The sequence below is a fragment of the Microbispora sp. H10885 genome (genome assembly GCF_014161415.1).
GTDB classification, from domain to species: domain Bacteria; phylum Actinomycetota; class Actinomycetes; order Streptosporangiales; family Streptosporangiaceae; genus Microbispora; species Microbispora triticiradicis.
In genome coordinates, this window is the sequence record NZ_JABBWY010000004.1 from 568,234 (window position 1) to 586,093 (window position 17,860).

The 17,860-nt window shown below is 72.4% G+C and carries 14 protein-coding genes; 6 read left to right on the forward strand and 8 right to left on the reverse strand.

The window, feature by feature from the left end; all coding sequences use genetic code 11:
* Window positions 1-146 precede the first annotated feature (146 nt).
* Window positions 147-1,523 (forward strand): cellulose binding domain-containing protein, encoded by a 1,377-nt coding sequence (locus HHX37_RS13795; protein WP_182885624.1) that lies wholly within the window; start codon window positions 147-149, stop codon window positions 1,521-1,523.
* A gap of 324 nt (window positions 1,524-1,847) precedes the next feature.
* Entirely contained in the window at window positions 1,848-3,137 is a 1,290-nt protein-coding gene (locus HHX37_RS13800; protein ID WP_259406410.1) for a pectate lyase, read from the forward strand.
* A 127-nt stretch (window positions 3,138-3,264) separates the two neighbouring features.
* Here the strand turns inward: HHX37_RS13800 and HHX37_RS13805 are convergent, their stop codons facing one another.
* Window positions 3,265-4,617 carry a M20/M25/M40 family metallo-hydrolase gene (locus HHX37_RS13805; RefSeq protein WP_182885626.1) on the reverse strand — a complete coding sequence of 451 codons (1,353 nt, stop codon included), beginning with the start codon at window positions 4,615-4,617 and terminating at the stop codon, window positions 3,265-3,267.
* Window positions 4,618-4,865: 248 nt separating this feature from the next.
* Between HHX37_RS13805 and HHX37_RS13810 the strand changes: the two genes are divergently transcribed.
* On the forward strand, window positions 4,866-6,248 hold the full coding sequence (locus HHX37_RS13810) for an aspartate aminotransferase family protein (protein WP_111699455.1): 1,383 nt from the start codon (window positions 4,866-4,868) through the stop codon (window positions 6,246-6,248).
* Between the two features lie 67 nt (window positions 6,249-6,315).
* Window positions 6,316-7,431, forward strand: a complete 1,116-nt coding sequence (gene ald / locus HHX37_RS13815; RefSeq protein ID WP_182876138.1) for an alanine dehydrogenase — start codon at window positions 6,316-6,318, stop codon at window positions 7,429-7,431.
* Window positions 7,432-7,463: 32 nt separating this feature from the next.
* Here ald and HHX37_RS13820 read toward each other — a convergent pair whose 3' ends face one another.
* The 4 genes from HHX37_RS13820 to HHX37_RS13835 all read right to left on the reverse strand — a co-directional run bounded on the left by HHX37_RS13820 (window position 7,464) and on the right by HHX37_RS13835 (window position 11,408).
* Window positions 7,464-8,927 (reverse strand): tetratricopeptide repeat protein, encoded by a 1,464-nt coding sequence (locus HHX37_RS13820; protein ID WP_182885627.1) that lies wholly within the window; start codon window positions 8,925-8,927, stop codon window positions 7,464-7,466.
* 39 nt (window positions 8,928-8,966) lie between these two features.
* Window positions 8,967-10,103 carry a sulfite exporter TauE/SafE family protein gene (locus tag HHX37_RS13825; protein WP_182885628.1) on the reverse strand — a complete coding sequence of 379 codons (1,137 nt, stop codon included), beginning with the start codon at window positions 10,101-10,103 and terminating at the stop codon, window positions 8,967-8,969.
* A gap of 2 nt (window positions 10,104-10,105) precedes the next feature.
* Window positions 10,106-10,306 (reverse strand): hypothetical protein, encoded by a 201-nt coding sequence (locus HHX37_RS37715; protein WP_167521623.1) that lies wholly within the window; start codon window positions 10,304-10,306, stop codon window positions 10,106-10,108.
* A 199-nt stretch (window positions 10,307-10,505) separates the two neighbouring features.
* A complete protein-coding gene (locus HHX37_RS13835) occupies window positions 10,506-11,408 on the reverse strand; it encodes a MurR/RpiR family transcriptional regulator (protein WP_310737979.1) in 903 nt (300 codons plus the stop codon).
* 238 nt (window positions 11,409-11,646) lie between these two features.
* Here HHX37_RS13835 and HHX37_RS13840 point away from each other — a divergent pair, with 238 nt between their 5' ends.
* Entirely contained in the window at window positions 11,647-13,017 is a 1,371-nt protein-coding gene (locus HHX37_RS13840; RefSeq protein ID WP_310740363.1) for an anhydro-N-acetylmuramic acid kinase, read from the forward strand.
* 20 nt (window positions 13,018-13,037) lie between these two features.
* Here HHX37_RS13840 and HHX37_RS13845 read toward each other — a convergent pair whose 3' ends face one another.
* The 3 genes from HHX37_RS13845 to HHX37_RS13855 are packed head-to-tail and all read right to left on the reverse strand — an operon-like array spanning window position 13,038 to window position 15,830.
* Window positions 13,038-13,943, reverse strand: coding sequence for a MerR family transcriptional regulator (locus HHX37_RS13845; RefSeq protein ID WP_182885631.1), 906 nt, complete (start codon window positions 13,941-13,943; stop codon window positions 13,038-13,040).
* 43 nt (window positions 13,944-13,986) lie between these two features.
* Complete coding sequence (locus HHX37_RS13850; protein WP_182879887.1) at window positions 13,987-14,652, reverse strand: response regulator transcription factor; 666 nt, start codon at window positions 14,650-14,652, stop codon at window positions 13,987-13,989.
* Complete coding sequence (locus tag HHX37_RS13855) at window positions 14,649-15,830, reverse strand: sensor histidine kinase (RefSeq protein ID WP_310740364.1); 1,182 nt, start codon at window positions 15,828-15,830, stop codon at window positions 14,649-14,651. Before HHX37_RS13855 ends, HHX37_RS13850 begins: the two co-directional genes overlap by 4 nt.
* A 171-nt stretch (window positions 15,831-16,001) precedes the next feature.
* Here HHX37_RS13855 and ggt point away from each other — a divergent pair, with 171 nt between their 5' ends.
* The gene (gene ggt / locus HHX37_RS13860; RefSeq protein ID WP_182885632.1) at window positions 16,002-17,795 is read left to right on the forward strand and encodes a gamma-glutamyltransferase; all 1,794 of its coding nucleotides are present in this window, start codon (window positions 16,002-16,004) and stop codon (window positions 17,793-17,795) included.
* Window positions 17,796-17,860: the final 65 nt, after the last annotated feature.

Below are 17,860 nucleotides of genomic sequence, written 5' to 3' on the forward strand. Positions count from 1 at the left end.
ACCACCACCCGTATGTAAACCGCATCCATGTAGCCGAACGAGGTCGCCGCCTGGGATCCGCGCGCCTCCTCTCGGCGCTGCCTGCTCGAACGCCGGTCGGCTGGACCGGTGTCCTCATCATCCTTGGGTCGAAAGGGGACAGGAAGATGTCCGTGCGCAGACATCACGCGGCGTTGCTTGGAGCGGTCACCGCGGTGGCCGCGGCCGCCGCCGGGCTCGTCGGGGTGACCTCCTCGGCGGCGAACGCCGCCTCGGGCTGCCGGGTCGACTACAAGGTCGCCTCGCAGTGGGACGGCGGGTTCGTCGCGGACATCGCGATCACCAACCTCGGCGACCCGCTGTCCAACTGGACCCTCGGCTGGTCTTTCGGGGCCGGCCAGACGGTGAGCAGCGGCTGGGGCGCCACGTACGCGCAGAGCGGCGCCGGTGTCACCGCGACGAACCTCTCCTACAACGGGTCGATCGGCACCGGTGGCAGCACCTCGATCGGCTTCCAGGGGACGTCGGGCTCGTCCAACCCCGTGCCCACCGCGTTCACCCTCAACGGGGTGTCCTGCACCGGCGGGGTCACCGGATCGCCGTCCGGCCAGCCCTCCCCGTCGCAGAGTCCGTCACGCACCCCGTCGCCCAGTCCGTCGCCCAGTCCGTCGCCCAGCCCGTCCCAGACCCCGGGCGGCAACGGCGGCGGCCTGGTCGGATGGGCCACTCAGAACGGCGGAACCACCGGCGGCGGGAACGCGGGCACGGTCACGGTCAGCAGCGCCTCGGCCCTGACGAGCGCGATCCAGGGGACCACCGCCTCCGTGGTCCGGGTGTCCGGCACGATCTCGTGCTCGGGCATGCTCAGGGTGGGGTCGAACAAGACGATCGTCGGCGCCTCCGGGGCCACGATCGTCGGCTGCGGCCTGAACGTGTCGGAGGCCAAGAACGTGATCATCCGGAACCTGATCTTCCGGGACTGGAGCGACGACGCGATCAACGTGCAGTACTCGACCAACGTGTGGATCGACCACAACACACTGTCACACGGCTATGACGGCGCCATCGACGTCAAGCGGGCCAGCGACTTCGTGACCGTGTCGTGGAACCGCCTCTTCAACCACGACAAGACGATGCTGCTCGGTCACAGCGACGACAACGGCGCGGAGGACCGCGGGCACCTTCGGGTGACCTACCACCACAACTGGTTCGACGGGACCACCCAGCGGCATCCGCGCGTGCGTTTCGGCAACCCGGTGCATGTCTTCAACAACTACTACAACCGCAACAGCGGGTACGGCGTCGCCTCCACCGAGGGGGCGGGTGTGCTGGTCGAGAGCAACTACTTCGAGAACGTGCAGGATCCCTACCACCGCGGTGAGGGGTCGTCGGCCCCGGGCAACCTCGTGGCGCGCAACAACTACCTGGTCGGCTCGGGAAGCGGGGACGCCGGCGGCAGCGTGGCCTCCATCCCCTACTCCTACTCCCTCGACACCCCGTCGAGCGTCAAGTCCGTCGTCACGGCCGGCGCCGGCGCGCGCTGAGCCCTCCCGCACACCGGCCGCCGTCGTGTCCACGACGGCGGCCGGTGGTCGTTGCGGGGGCGCGCCCGCCGGGAGCGTCACACGCGTGTTTCATGAAACTTTCACCGCGATGGCCGCGGCACTTCGGCTCTCACCTGGTCAGACCTGCGGGCGGCCGGAGCGGGCGGTGAGATGCCCGGTGCGGTGCATTGACCCGTATCCGCGTGCTCCGTAACTTGAAGTCAGTTCCGATTCATGAATGTCGTTCACGTCCATGAATTCCTCGTGGGACCAGGATTCATCCCCTCGGTCAGGGGTCCTGCACGACACGCAAGGAGCTCGGCCTTGAGAAGGAGCACCAGAAACGCAGCCGGGGTGGCCGGCGCCGTCGCCGGGGTCGTCGCCCTGGTCGGCGGCGTGTTCACCGGCGTCTCCAACGCCGCACCCACCACCGGCGCCTACCGCATCGTCAACGGCGCCAGCGGCCTGTGCCTCACCGTCCCCGGCAGCAGCGGCTCCGACGGCGTACAACTCACCGTCTCGGCCTGCACCGGCACGACCAACCAGACCTGGACCCTGTCCGCCCAAGGCAGCGGCGTCCGCCTCACCGCCGGCAACAGCGGCAAATGCGCCGGCGTCACCGGCGCCTCCACCTCCGCCGGCAAAGCCGTCCAACAGGAAACCTGCACCGGCGCCACCTCCCAAACCTGGGAACTCACCGCCTCCGGATCCACCTACCGCATCGTCAACGCCAACAGCGACAAATGCCTCAACACCGCCGACAACTCCACCACCTCCGGCGCCCTCGTCCAGCAGAACTCCTGCGACTCGGTCGCCACCAAACAATGGACCCTCCAGCCCACCGGCTCCACCCCGAGCGGGACCCCCACCAGCACCCCGACCTCCACCCCCACGGGGACCCCCACGAGCAACCCGACGCCGCCGTCCGGCTGGCCGAGCGCGAACGGATCGCAGGCGGTCACCAGCACGATCAGCGTCTCCGGCACGATGGACGGCAACCTGAGGCGCTACTACGCGAGTGGCGCCATGGGTGACGGCGGGCAGAGCGAGAGCCAGAAGCCCATCTTCGAGCTGGCCAACGGCGCGACGCTCAAGAACGTGATCATCGGTTCTCCCGGCGCGGACGGCGTCCACTGCCTGGGCAGCTGCACCCTGCAGAACGTCTGGTGGGAGGACGTCGGCGAGGACGCCGCGACCCTGCTGGGCAGTTCGTCGTCGCAGGTCATGACCATCGACGGCGGTGGGGCGAGGAGCGCCTCCGACAAGGTGTTCCAGCACAACGGGCCGGGCACCATGGTCATCAGGAACTTCCAGGTGGACAACTTCGGCAAGCTCTACCGCGCCTGCGGCAACTGCACGAACTCCTACCAGCGGCACGTGCAGATGTCGAACATCGTGGCGACCTACCCCGGCAAGGCGCTCGCGGGCATCAACACCAACTGGGGCGACACCGCGCGCTTCTCGAACATCACGATCAAGAACGACCCGAACCACAAGATGATCGTCTGCCTGAAGTACAAGGGCGTGCCCAAGGGCAGCGAGCCCACGGAGATCGGCAGCGGCGCCGACGGGACGAACTGCCTCTACAGCGCCTCAGACATCCACTACCAGTAGGACGTTCCGGCACGTGCGAGGAGGCACGTGCGAGGGAATGCGAGGGAAACGGAAGGCCCGGCGGCCCCCCTCAGCCGCCGGGCCTTCCCGCACCCGCGCTACCGACCGTGGTCAGAAAGCGCCGTGGTCAGGAAGCGCCGTGCCAGCCGCCGTAGTCGGCGAGGAAGAGGGCCTCGGTGACGATGGTCCGCCGCAGTTCCTCCAGCACCAGCCGCTCGTTCGGGGCGTGGATCGAGGCGCCGTCGTCCTCCGCGCCGTAGAGCAGGATCTCGGCCTGGGGGAACTGCCGGGCGAGGGCCGCGACCAGCGGGATCGACCCGCCCTGGCCGACCTGCCGCGGCGGCCGCCCGAACGCCCGCTCCAGCGCCCGCTCGGCGGCGTTCATGGCCGGGCCGCCCGGTTCGATCTGGAACCCGGAGCCGGTGACGAAGTCGCCGAAGGAGACCTTGACGCCCCAGGGCGCGACCTTCTCCAGGAAGGCCATCACGTCGTCCAGCGCCTGCCTGGCGCTCCCGCTCGCCGGGATGCGGATCGTGACGCGGGCCCGGGCGACGGCCTGGACCGCGTTGATCGCGCCGCTCACGGTCGGCACGTCCAGCCCGGTCACCGTGATCGCGTACGACGCCCACAGGCGGTCGGCGAGTGAGCCGTCCCCGACGAGCGAGACGCCGTCGAGCACACCGGCGAGACCGCGGAACTCCTCCTCCGCCAGTGCCTCGCCGGGGAAGGCGCCGGGCTCCAGGCCCGGCACGCGTACCACGCCGTTGTCGTCGTGCATCGCGCTCAGCATGCGCATGAGCGCGGCCAGCGCGTCGGGGGCGGCGCCGCCGAAGGCGCCGCTGTGCAGGGCCTCGGCGAGCGTGCGGACCTCGATCGTGAACGCGGCCATGCCCCGCAGCGAGGTCGTGAGGGCGGGGTCGCCCACCTCGGGGTTGCCGACGTCGGCGATGACCATGGCGTCCGCGCGCAGCAGTTCGGGGTTGGCCGCGACGAAGTCCTCCAGACGCTCCCCGGCGTACTCCTCCTGGCCCTCCACGATGACCTTCACGCCGACCGGGAACCGGCCGCCGAAGGCGCGCAGCGCGGCGACGTGCATGATGACGCCGCTCTTGTCGTCGGCGACGCCACGGCCGTACACGGCTCCGTCGACGATCGTGGGCTCGAAGGGCGGGGTGCGCCACAGGGCGAGGTCGCCCGAGGGCTGCACGTCGTAGTGCGCGTACAGCAGCACGGTCGGGGCGCCGTCGGGGGCGGGCGCCTCGGCGAACACGGCGGGGAAGCTGCCCTCGACCGGAATCTGCCTGACGTGGGGGAGGCCGGCCGCGCGCAGCAGGCGCTCCACGAGCGCCGCGGCCTCCAGGACCGGGGCCTCGGCGTGGCCGGGGAACGCGACGGACGGGATGGCGACCAGGCGCTTGAGGTCCTCGACCGTCTGCGGCATGCCGGCTTCGACGGCGCGCTCGATCTCCTCAGGTGTCACGGCGTTCTCCCGATGTGCGTGGTTTCGGTCGTTACGGCCGACCGATGGACCCCATTTGACCACACGGCCCGCCGACCCTCCGCCGACGTCTCGGCTGCCTCAATCTACCTTGACGGATTTCGTTGCCGTTACAACACGATGTCGCGGAATCCGAACTTCTTGCATAGTGAAGCCACGTAATCACTTGGCAAAACGCAGAAGCGGCGTGCACACTGTGGGCAGCACGGATCACTTCAGGGAAGGTTGCGATGACGCGCCCCGACGTTCTCAAGGCCGCACAGGACAATCTGTGGATGCACTTCACGCGCCACTCCTCCTACGAGGGAGGGGAGGTGCCCATGATCGTGCGGGGCGAGGGGGCCTACGTCTACGACATCCACGGCAAGCGCTACCTCGACGGCCTGGCCGGGCTGTTCGTGGTCCAGGTCGGGCACGGCCGCGCCGAGCTCGCCGAGGCCGCCGCACGGCAGGCCAAGGAGCTGGCGTTCTTCCCGCTGTGGTCGTACGCGCATCCCCAGGCCGCCGAGCTCGCCGCCCGGCTCGCCGAGCTCACCCCCGGCGACCTCAACCGGGTCTTCTTCACCACCGGCGGCGGCGAGGCCGTCGAGTCGGCCTGGAAGCTGGCGAAGCAGTACTTCAAGATCAAGGGCAAGCCGCTGAAGACCAAGGTCGTCAGCCGGTCCATCGCCTACCACGGCACCCCGCAGGGCGCGTTGTCGATCACCGGCATCCCGGCGCTCAAGCAGATCTTCGAGCCGCTGGTCCCCGGCGCGATCAAGGCCCCCAACACGAACCTCTACCGCGCCGACGAGATCTCCGGCTTCCCCGGCCTGGAGAAGGACCCCGAGGCGTTCGGCCGCTGGGCCGCCGACCAGGTCGGCAAGGCCATCGAGATGGAGGGCCCGGACACCGTGGCCGCCGTCTTCGTCGAGCCGGTGCAGAACGCCGGCGGCTGCTTCCCGCCGCCCCCCGGATACTTCCAGCGCCTGCGCGAGATCTGCGACACCCACGACGTGCTGCTCGTCTCGGACGAGGTGATCTGCGCCTTCGGCCGGCTGGGCACGATGTTCGGCGGCCAGAAGTTCGACTACGTGCCGGACATCATCACCTGCGCCAAGGGTCTGACCAGCGGTTACTCGCCCATCGGGGCGATGATCGTCTCGGAGCGGCTGTTCGAGCCGTTCAAGCACGGGTCCGAGACCTTCGCGCACGGCTACACCTTCGGCGGTCACCCGGTGTCGGCCGCCGTCGCCCTGGCCAACCTCGACATCTTCGAGCGGGACGGCCTGCTCGAACACGTCACGGCCAACGAGCCGGTGTTCAGGGCCACTCTCGACCGGCTGCGGGACCTGCCGATCGTCGGCGACGTCCGCGGCTCCGGCTTCTTCTACGGCATCGAGCTGGTCAAGGACAAGTCCACCAAGCAGACCTTCAACGCCGAGGAGTCGGAGCGCCTGCTGCGCGGCTTCCTCTCGAAGGCGCTCTTCGACGCCGGCCTGTACTGCCGGGCGGACGACCGCGGGGACCCGGTCGTGCAGCTCGCCCCGCCGCTGATCTGCGGCCCCAAGGAGTTCGACGAGATCGAGTCGATCCTCCGTTCGGTGCTCACCGAGGCGTGGGCCCGCCTTTAGACCATCAAGCTCGTTCGGCCGGGTAGGGGGCGACCGTGACGAGTGACCGCCTGAAAGGACGTATTCCATGAAGATCGGTGTGCCCGCCGAGGTCAAGAACCACGAATACCGCGTCGCCGCCACCCCGGCCGGCGTCCACGAGCTCGTCCGTCACGGGCACGAGGTCAGCGTCCAGCGCGGCGCCGGTCTCGGCTCCCACATCACCGACGAGGAGTACCTGTCGGCCGGCGCCAAGCTCGTCGAGGGCGCCGACGAGGTGTGGGCCGAGTCGGAGATGATCCTCAAGGTCAAGGAGCCGATCGAGGAGGAGTACCACCGGCTCCGCGCGGACCAGATCCTGTTCACGTACCTGCACCTGGCCGCCTCCCGGCCCTGCACCGACGCGCTGCTCGCGGCCGGCACCACGGCCGTCGCGTACGAGACGGTCCAGGCGGGTAACACGCTGCCGCTGCTGGCCCCGATGTCGGAGGTCGCCGGGCGGCTCGCCCCGCAGGTCGGCGCGTACAACCTGATGCGGTTCAACGGCGGGCGCGGCGTGCTTCCCGGCGGCGTGCCCGGCGTGGCCCCGGCCAAGGTCGTCGTGATCGGCGGCGGCGTCTCCGGCCTCAACGCGGCGCAGATCGCCGTCGGCATGGGCGCGGACGTGACGATCCTCGACATCAACATCGACCGCCTCCGCTTCATCGACGCCATCTACCAGGGCCGGCTGAAGACGCTGGTCTCCACGCAGTACGCCGTCGAGCGGGCCGTGCTGGAGGCCGACCTGGTCATCGGCGCGGTGCTCATCCCGGGCGCGAAGGCCCCGACGCTCGTGTCCAACGAGCTCGTCTCCCGCATGAAGCCGGGCTCCGTGCTCGTCGACATCGCGATCGACCAGGGCGGATGCTTCGAGGACTCCCGGCCGACCACCCACGACGACCCGACGTTCCGCGTGCACGAATCGGTCTTCTACTGTGTCGCGAACATGCCGGGCTCGGTGGCCAACACCTCCACCTTCGCGCTCACCAACGCGACCCTGCCCTACGTCGTCAAGCTCGCCGACAAGGGCTGGCGGGACGCGCTGCGCGGCGACGAGGCGCTCGCGCTGGGCCTCAACACCCACGCCGGGGTGCTGACCAACGAGCCGGTCGCGGTCGCCCACGGCCTGTCGTACACGCCGGTCCCGGAGGTCATCGCCGCCTGACCGGCGTGCCGGGCGCGGCCGGGAAGTGGAGGTCAGCGCAGCCCGAAGTGGCCGCGCAGGTCCCGCGCGGTGCCGAGGACGTGCTCGACCTCGGCGGGAGTGGGCCACGGAGCCGTGCCGGGCCGCATCAGGGTGGCGCGCACCAGGCCGAGATGCTCGATGGCGGCCAGGTGCAGCCCGCTCATCCGGGCGAGCAACTCCACCATGCCGCCCACCACACCACCCGCAACGCCGCCCGCCGAGCCGCCGGTGCAGCCCTCCGTCAGGCCGCGGCTGAGCGACTCGCGGGCGACCAGGTCCCAGGTGCCCAGGATCTCGACCAGGGCGGCGGGCTCGGCCGCGGCGTCGCCGCGCCTGCGCGCCGCCGCCACCGCCAGCTCGGCGCGCGCCGCCTGCTCCGGCTCCGCCGGGCGGGTCCAGTACGGCGGGGGCGGGTCCAGCAGGCAGCCCTCGGTCTCCACGCAGCCGCCGGTCAGGGGCAGCACCTTCCGCAGCTCCGCCTGGGCGGCCTGGTGCCCGCGCTCGGCCGCCCGCCGGAACCAGTGACGCGCGCCCTTCAGGTCGTTGTGCTCGGAGACGAGCAGCGACCCGAACCGGTACGCCGCCTCTGGGTCGTCCGCCGCGGACCGCCCGAACCAGTGCGCCGCCGAGAGACGGTCGTCCAGCCGCAGGCAGACCAGCCCGGCCATCCGGGGTGCCTCCTGGCTGCCCGTGTGCGCGGCCCGCTCGAAGCAGGCGAGCGCCGTGCGCAGGTCGCCGCGGGTGAGCGCGAGATCGCCCAGCCGGAAGGCGGCGCCGGGGTGGTCGGCCCGGGCGGCGAGCCGGTAGAACCCCTCCGCGCCCTTCTCGTCGCGGGCCGTGTGCAGGAGCAGGGCCAGGTGATAGGCCGCCTCCGCGTGGCCGCCGCGCGCCGCGTACTCCCACCAGTGCGACGCCTCGGCCTCGTCGCCCGCCGTGTAGCCGAGGAAGCCGAGGTCGTGGGCGGACCGCAGGTCGCCGTCCAGGGCGGCCCTGAAGTGCCAGCACCGGGCGCCCATGCCGTCGCCCTGGTCCTCGCACAGCAGGGCCAGCCGCCGGGCCGCGTGCCGGGAACCGTTCTCGGCGGCCCGCTCGAACCACAGCCGCGCACCGGCCGTGTCGCCGCGCCGCTCCAGCAGCAACGAGGCGAGGTTGGTCGCGGCGTCCGCGTCTCCGGTGCCCGCGGCGGCCTCGAACCAGCCGACGGCCTCCTCGGTCGTGCCGTGCATCCGGTGCCAGAGCCCCAGGTTGTAGGCGCTGTCGACGTTGCCCGCCTGTGCCGCCCGCTCCCACCAGTGCCGGGCGCCCAGCCGGTCGTCGCGCTCCGCGCACAGCCGGCCCAGCCGGTGCGCCGCCTCGCGGTCGCCGTCACGGGCTCTGCCGAGCAGATCGGCCTCGCTCGGTTCCAGGGGTCCGGGGATGCGCGAGACCGGTATCCCGATCCACGCGGTCGTCTCCGCTGCTCCCACTAGTGTCATGCCAGACAGGGTGACACGTAACCAGGACGTCACGGAGCGTTATCGGGAAGACGTTGACGTCAAGGGACGCTCGAACTCGATGAAGCCCACGTACATCCCCATCCCGCAGGCGTAGCGCAGCCGTCCCTCCGGCCGTGCGGGCAGCCGCACCGTACGCGCGCCTGTCACGGGGAGCACGACGTCGCGGCCGTCGACGGCGACGGCGCGGGTGCAGCCGCGGTCGCCGGAGGTCCTGAAGACGATCTCGACGGGCCGCCCGGCGGTCGCGACGGCGACGCCGGGCCGGAAACCCCGGTCGGTCGCCCAGATCGTGAGCCGCTGGACCCCGTCCGCGCCGATCGACGCGCGGGCCGCGGCGGCGGCCGGGGACCCGATCTCCGGGAGCCAGTCGCCGAGCCGCAGCCCCGACCCGGCGGTGAACAGCCCGGCGGCCAGGGCCGCGACGCCCCCGAGGGCGGCGAGCCGGGTCGTGGCGAGCCCGCGCAGGAGCAGCCCGAGCGCGGCGAGGGCCGGAGCGGTGCCGAGGGCGAGCCCGGCGAGCACGGCGGCGCCGCCCGGCGCGGAGCCCGCCGAGACGGCCACGACCTCCAGGCTCACCGTGACCCCGCAGGGCATCAGGATCGTGGTCAGGCCGAGCCCGGCCGCCCGCGCCGTGCCTGCGTGTGCCGTGCTCGTGTGCGCCGTGCTCGTGTGCGCCGTGCTCGTCCGCGCCGTGCTCGCGTGTGCCGTGTCCTGCGTGTCTCCGTCTGAGCAGCCGAGGTGGCCGGGCGGCGCGGCCGCGCATCCGGCGCGGCCGCGCCGGGCGAGCATCCGTACGGCGAGGACGGTCACCGCGATCCCGGCGGCGACCAGCAGGGCCGCCCGGGTCTGCGGGCCGAGCCGCACGGCCGAACCGGCCAGGCCCAGCAGCGCCCCCAGGGCGGTGTGGGCGGCGAGCCGCCCGGTAAGGAACGCCGCCACCGCGGGCAGCGCGTCCCGAACGTCCCGGGTGGTACGGGAGGCACCGGTCGTACGGCTGGCACGGCCGGTTCCGGCGGTTCCGGCGGCGCCCGTGGCTCCGGGGGGGCCGGGGGAGACGAGGCCGATGAGAAGACCGCCCTGGACCGCGGCGCACGATGCCGTACCCGCGGCCAGACCGGCGACGAGACCCCCGGCGAACAGGGCGGCCGGGTTCACGGTCAGCCGGTGAGCGCCAGCTCGTCCAGCACGCCGGTCTTCGCGGCCTCGACGAGCGAACCGAGCTGGTCGAGACTCATCTCCACCCTCTGGCCGAAGTCGTCGGTGATCACGACACGGCGCTCGGCCGGGGCGGACACGTCCACGAACAGCTCGGGACAGCCACAACTGCAGTTGCCACAGAATCGGGCGATGGACTTCACGAGTCCTCCTCGTACGGCGGGGCCTTTGCTCGCAACGTAATGTGATCGAATGGACTCGGCCAGTAACAGTTCGCTGACCTGCCAGAGACAGGGCAGAGGCAGGGGAGAGACAACAGCGCCACGGCCGGCCCCGATGAAGGGGCCGAGCGAGCGGACGGGGTGAGCCGGCCGGGTGGGCCGGCGGGGTGACCGGAAGCGCTCAGGCCGTGCGAGCGCGGCGGTGGGCGTCGCCGAGGTAGTCGTCGAGCGCGACACGGGTCGCGCGGAGGGCGGCGTCCGAGGCGTCGAAGGTGCGCTGGGCGACGCCGACGAAGAGGCAGTCGACGATGAGCAGCTGGCTGATCCTGCTGGCGAGCGCGCCCGGGCGGAACGCCGACTCGCGCCCGGCCGAGATCAGGACGTGGCCGGCGAGCCCGGCCAGGGACGACCGCGGGTTGTTGGTGATCGCGACCACGGTCGCGCCGGCCCGGCGGGCGGCCCGCATCGGGCCCAGCACGTCAGGGGTCTCGCCGGTGCAGCTCACCCCGACGGCGACGTCGCCCTCGCGCAGCAGCGCGGCGCTGGTGAGCGCGAGATGCGCGTCGGTGAAGTGGTGGCCGGGCAGCCCTATGCGCAGCAGCTTCTGCACCATGTCCATGGCGACGAGGCCGGAGGCGCCGACCCCGTAGACGTCCACGCGGCGGGCGGCGGCGACGGCGTCCACCACCGAGGCGAGGTCGTCCGGGTCGAGCTGGGCCGCCGTGTCGGCGAGCGCCTGCGACTCGGCCCGCGTGACCTTCGCGATCACGTCGGTCAGCGGGTCGTCCGGGGAGAGGTCGCCGGGGACGAGCCTTTCGGGGGTGTCCCTGGCCACGGCCGCCGCCAGGGCGAACCGCAGCTGTGAGTAGCCGGCGAAGCCCAGCGACCGCGCGGTCCGCACGATCGTCGCCTCGCTGATCCCCGAGATCGCGCTGACCTCGGTGATCGTGCTGCGGGCCACCGAGGCGGGGTCGTCGAGGATGAGGCGCGCGATCGTCTGGGCGGCGGGGGTGAGCGAGGGCAGCACCGCACGCACCGTCGCGATCGGGTTGACCGGCGCGGCGCCCTCGTTCTCGTTGGTCACGTCAGAGCCTCTCCTGTGCGCGATCAGCTTAGGACCCGCAGACTCACCCAGGCGCGACAACGGGCACCGGAAGCTCATATTCCGATACATGTCCGCCGTGACGGGCACGGGTGACGCGTCCGAGTGAAGACCTCCTGGGGCAGATTACACGGCCATGACGCTTTCTTTTATCGCCGCTGATTCGCGGGGAGGTTTCCGCCATGGCCTGGCCGGTACAGGACGTGCGGGAGGTGGGCAGGTGCGGGTGCTCGGGCTGATCTCCGGGACCTCCCACGACGGGATCGACACCGCGCTCGTCGACTGGGCTCTGACCGGCGACGTGCTCACCGGCGTCGTGGAGGGGGTCGTCGAGCACACCGGCACGACGCCGTACACGCCCGAGTCACGGGCCGCGATCCTGGCCGCGCTGCCGCCGAACACCACGGACATGGGCGCGGTCTGCCGGCTCGACACGCTGGTGGGCCGGGCGTTCGCCGAGGCGGCGGCGGGCTGCCCGCCCGCCGACCTCGTCTGCTCGCACGGGCAGACGTTGTACCACTGGGTGGAGGACGGCCGGGTGCGCGGCACGCTGCAGCTCGGCGAGGCCGCCTGGATCGCCGAACGGCTCGGCGTGCCGGTCGTGTCGGACCTGCGGGCCCGCGACGTGGCCGCGGGCGGGCAGGGCGCCCCGCTCGTGTCCGCCTTCGACCTGCCGCTGCTGGCCGGGCTGGCCGAGTCACCCGAGCAGGCCGAACCAGGCGAGTCGCGCGAGTCGGACGGACGGTCCGGGCCGGTGGGGCGGCTCGGCGCTTTGAACCTCGGCGGCATCGCCAACCTCACCGTGGCGGCCGACGTGAGCCGGCACGACCACGCCGAGAACCATGCCGTGAGCCGGGACGCGGACGACGCCGAGGACCGTGCAGCGAACCACGCCGGGAACCACGCCGTGAGCCGGGACGCGGACCACGCCGAGGACTCCACCGGGTGGGCGCGGCCGCTCGCCTATGACACGGGACCGGCCTCGGCGCTCATGGACGCGGCCGTGCTCGCCGCCACCGGCAGGCCGTACGACGAGGACGGCCGGCTGGCGGCGGCGGGGCGGGTCCACGACGGCCTGCTGGCCGAGTTGCTCGCCGAGCCGTACTACCACCGCCCGCCGCCCAAGACGACGGGCAAGGAACTGTTCCACGCGGGGTACCTCGACCGGGTGGCCGGGCCGTACGGGCTCGGCCTGCCCGACCTGACGGCGACGCTGGCCGCGCTCACCGCCGAGACGGTCGCGGCGGAGATCCGGCGGCACCGGCTGGGCACGGTGGTCGTCTCCGGCGGCGGCACGCGCAACCCGGTCCTGATGCGGGAGTTGCGCGTGCGGTCCGGCGGAGTGCGGCTGCTGCCGAGCGACCGCCTCGGCGTGCCGCCGGACGCCAAGGAGGCCGTCGCGTTCTCCTATCTCGGCTGGCTGACCGCGCACGGCCTGCCGGGCACCGTGCCCGCGTGCACGGGCGCGTCGGGGCCGCGGGTGCTGGGCTCACTCACCCCCGGCCGCGGCCCGTTCCGCCTGCCCGCTCCGCTCGCCGCGCCGCCCCGGATCATCCGCATGCGGACAGGCGGGCGCCGTCCCACGCGCTGACGGCCCTGCCGGGGCCCGCCTCAGCGTGCGGCGCGCAGCGCCGCGATGAACCACTCGAACGCCGGCACCGCGGGCGCGAACGGCGGCCGGTCGTTGAGCACGCCGAGCAGCTGCCAGTAACGCTCCACCCGGCGGTCGGTGAACCTCTCCAGCGCGTCGGCGAGCCGCGCGCGCTCGTCGGCGGACAGGCCGGGCCCGACCAGCCGATCGACGATCTGCCCGCCCTCCGCCGACTCCGGGTCGATCCCCTGGTCCAGGGCCCGCCCGGCCTCGGTCAGGATCGCCTGCGAGTCATGCGGCACCGAAGGTTCGGCCTGACTGGTGGCCATCTGGCGCACCCGCTCCCGGAAGCCGGGGTCGGCGACCAGCCCGGCGAGCTCGATCCAGGCCTCCACCTGTTCGACGGTGGGCTCGTCCGGCAGCTCTTCGGGCAGCCCGCGCATCGACTGCGCGATCCCCGCGCCGGGCGCGGCGGGGTCGGTGCCGGCGAACACCTCCTCGACGAAGTCGTCGACGATCCGCCGCCGCTCTCGTGCGGACAGCCGGGACAGTTCGTGCATCAGTCTCATCTCCTCAGCGGTGCAGTGGCCTTCCGCGACCGACCGCATGACGGCGCGCCGGGCCTGGAGGACGCGGATCTCCGCGTCGAGCACGGCGACGTGCGTCCGCGCCACCTCCGTCAGGCCGGTCCGCCTGGTCACGACCCGCTCCACGGTGGGCAGGTCGAGCCCGAGGTCGCGCAGCGTACGCACCAGGTGCAGCCGGGCCACGGCCTGCGTGTCGTAGAGCCGGTAACCGCCCGCCGACCGGCCGGCCGCCGGGAGCACCCCGGCGTCCGACCAGAACCGGATCGTGCGAACCGGCACGCCGGTCAGGCGCGCCAGTTCCCCGATCGTGAGCGGATTCGACTCGCTGCGGTCGTTCACATCCACAGCCTGGACCCTCCAGTCGGTGGAGACTCAAGCCCTTTCACACGAGCCAGCCGGGCTTCACCAGACCCGACTCGTACGCGATGACGACGAGTTGCGCCCGGTCACGGGCGTGCAGTTTGGTCATCATGCGGCTGACGTGAGTCTTCGCCGTCGCGGGCGACATGTAGAGACGGGTGGCGATCTCGTCGTTCGTCATGCCGGCGCCCACGAGGGCGAGCACCTCCCGCTCCCGCTCGGTCAGCGGGGTGAGGCCGGTGGTGACGCCCGGTTCCTTGGCCCGGGCGGCGTACTCGGCGATGAGGCGGCGTGTCACACCGGGGGACAGCAGCGCGTCGCCGCCGGCCACCACCCTGACCGCCTGGATGAGCTCGGCCGGCTCGGTGTCCTTGACCAGGAAGCCGCTCGCGCCGCCGCGCAGCGCCTCGAAGACGTACTCGTCCAGTTCGAACGTCGTGAGCATGATGATCTTCACGTCGGCGAGACCGGGGTCGCCGGCGATGCGGCGGGTGGCGGTCAGGCCGTCCGTGCCGGGCATCCTGATGTCCATCAGCACCACGTCGGGGCGCAGGTCCCGGGTCAGCAGGACGGCCTGCTCGCCGTCGCCCGCCTCGCCCACGACGGTCATGCCCTCCTGCGCGTCGAGCAGGGCCCGGAACCCGGCCCGCACCAGGGCCTGGTCGTCGGCGAGCAGCACGCGGATCACTTCGGTTCCTCCGGTTCCGTGGACAGGGGTACTGATGGCGGGGGTGCCAGCGGCAGGGGGAGGCGGGCCGCCACGCGGAAGCCGCCGCCCGGCCGGGGACCGGCCGACAGCGATCCGCCGAGCGCCGCCGCCCGCTCGCGCATGCCGGGGATGCCGTTGCCGCCCCCCAGCCCCGCCACCGCGCGCGCCGTCCCGGCGCCGTCGTCCTCGATCACCAGGCGCAGCTCCTCGGCGGCGTACGCGACGTTGATCGTCACGCGGGAGCCCGGCGCGTGCCGGGAGACGTTGGTGAGCGACTCCTGGACGATCCGGTAACCGGCCCGGTCGATGCCGGGGGGCAGCGGGCGCGGCTCCCCGGCGACCTCCACGGTCACGGGCAGGCCGCTGCCCGCGGCGAGGCCGTCGAGGTGGGCCATCCCGGCCGTGGGGGACCGCGGCGCGCCGTCCTTCAGCAGGCTGAGCACCCCGCGCATCTCCGTGAGCACGTCTCGCGACGCCTGCTTGATCGCGGTCAGCGCGGTGCGGGCCTGCTCCGGATGATCGTCCAGCAGGTGCAGCGCGGTGGACGCCTGCACGTGGATCAGCGAGATGTTGTGGGCGAGCACGTCGTGCAGCTCCTGGGCCATGGTCAGCCGTTCCTCGCTGGCCTGCCGTCTGGCCTCCTCGCGGGCCACCCGCCGGCGCTCGGCCAGGCGCTCGCGGCGCACCCGGTGCCACTCCGCGACGGTCAGCGTGAGCAGCAGGTACGCGGCCACCGCGGTGTGGTGGAAGAGCCCCGCCCGGTGGGGGATGAACCAGGTGGCGTAGGCGACCACGAACAGGAAGAACGCCCCCGACGCCGACCACGCCGCGCGGCGGTGCCCGTTCCCCACCGCGCTGACGATCACGATGATCGGGCTGAGGAACACCGGTCCGTACGCGTAGCCGAACAGCATGTAGACCGAGGTCGCGGTGAGCGTGACGACCAGCGCGACGACCGGGGCGCGGCGGCGCAGCGCGATGGCGCCCGGCCCGACCAGCAGCAACAGGCAGCCCCACCAGGTCAGCGGCACCCGACCGAGGTCCGGGTTGCGCAACTGCCAATACTGGGCGGCCACCGTCAGGAACACCTGGGCGATCCCGACGACGACCGGCAGAACGGGATCGACGCGGTGATACAAGTCGGAACGGGAGCGCACATCCGCACGCTAGGCCCTCCCCGCCGATGGTCGCATCCGACCGTGGCCGCATGGCCCCGTACGTCCGGGGGAGTAGCCGGGGCGGGCGTCCAAAAGTGGACATTCCCGCTTCGGTTTTACTCCGGTAAGTCATGCTGGAGTGATCGCTCACGTGGTGGAGGTGCCGGGCGCATGAGGAGTGTCGTCGTCACGTCGCTGGGAGTGCTCACGCTGGCAGGGCTGCTCGCCCCGCCCGCCCAGGCGGCTCCAGCCGTACACACGCCACCTCCGAAGGAGGTCAAACGGCCCGTCGCGGAGGGGTACGGCGGCGCGGTGGCCACCGTGGACCTCGACGCCAGCAAGGCCGCGCTCACGGTGCTGCGCCAGGGCGGCAACGCGATGGACGCGGCGGTGGCGGGAGCGGCCGCGCTCGGCGTGACCGAGCCCTACTCGGCCGGTCTCGCGGGCGGCGGCTTCCTCGTCTACTACGACGCGCGGCACCGGAAGGTGACCGCGATCGACGGCCGCGAGACCGCCCCCCGGGCGATGACCTCGACGGCCCTGGAGGGCATCCCGTTCGCCGAGGCGGTCAGCAGCGGCCTGTCGGTGGGAGTGCCGGGCAGCGTCGCGCAGTGGGACCTGGCGCTGCGGAAGTACGGCACGATGTCGCTGCGGCAGGCGCTGCGTCCCGCGATCGAGATCGCGGACAGGGGCTTCGTCGTCGACCAGACGTTCTACGACCAGACCCAGCAGAACGCCGAACGGTTCGCCGACTTCACCTCGACCGCCGCGCTCTATCTGCCGGGCGGGCAGCCGCCGCCGGTCGGGTCGACCTTCCGCAACCCCGACCTCGCGCGCACCTACCGTGAGCTGGGCATCCGCGGCCCCGCCTGGCTGTACGGCGGTGACCTCGGCCGGGAGATCGTCGCCACGGTGAAGAAGCCGCCGGTGCGCGACGGCGCCACCCGGAACGTCCGGTCCGGGCTCATGGAGGTGGGCGATCTCAGGGCGTACCGCGCGCTCGAACGGCCGCCGACCAAGGTCACGTACAAGGGCCTGGACGTGTACGGCATGGCGCCGCCCTCCTCGGGCGGATCGACGGTGGGCGAGGCGCTCAACATCCTGGAGGCGCTGCCGAAGATCGGCCTGCACGAGTACCTGGAGGCCTCCCGGCTCGCCTTCGCCGACCGCAACGCCTACGTCGGCGACCCCGCGTACACGCGGGTGCCGCTCGGGGACCTGCTGTCGGACGGGTTCGCGAAGGAGCGCGCCTGCCTGATCGGCCCGCGGGCGATGCCGCACCCCGCCGCGCCCGGATCGCCCGACGGCTCCTACTCGGCCTGCGCCACTCCGACGACCCCTGCCGCCCCCGCGGCCTCGGCGCCGGAGGAGAAGAAGGAGGGCCCGGAGACCACCCACCTCGTGGTGACCGACCGCTGGGGCGACGTGGCGGCCTACAACATCACGATCGAGCAGACCGGCGGCAGCGGGATCGTGGTCCCGGGACGCGGCATCCTGCTCAACAACGAGCTGACCGACTTCACCTTCGGCCCGGCGCCCGGCGACCCCAACCTGCCCGCTCCCGGCAAGCGCCCGAGGTCGTCCATGGCCCCCACGATCGTGCTCAAGGACGGCAGCCCGCTGCTCGCCGTCGGTTCGCCCGGTGGCGCCACGATCATCACGACGGTGCTGCAGATCCTGGTCAACCGGCTCGACTTCGGCATGTCCCTGCCCGACGCCGTGGCCGCGCCGCGCGCCTCCCAGCGCAACAGCGCCGCCACCCAGGCCGAGCCCGCGTTCACCCAGCGGTACGGCGCGGAGCTGACGGCGCTCGGTCACACGCTGACGGACGTCCCCGGGCCCCCGGCGGGAGAGATCGGCGCGGCGACCGGCCTCGAGTTCCTCCGGAACGGCAGAGTCCAGGCCGTCGCCGAGCCCGCACGGCGGGGCGGAGGCAGCGCCCTCGTGGTCTCCACCCACCGCTGAACCACCGGATGACCGCGCCCGAGAGATTGTCCAGGCATGGTGAAGCCGCCGACGGGCGCGGTCGT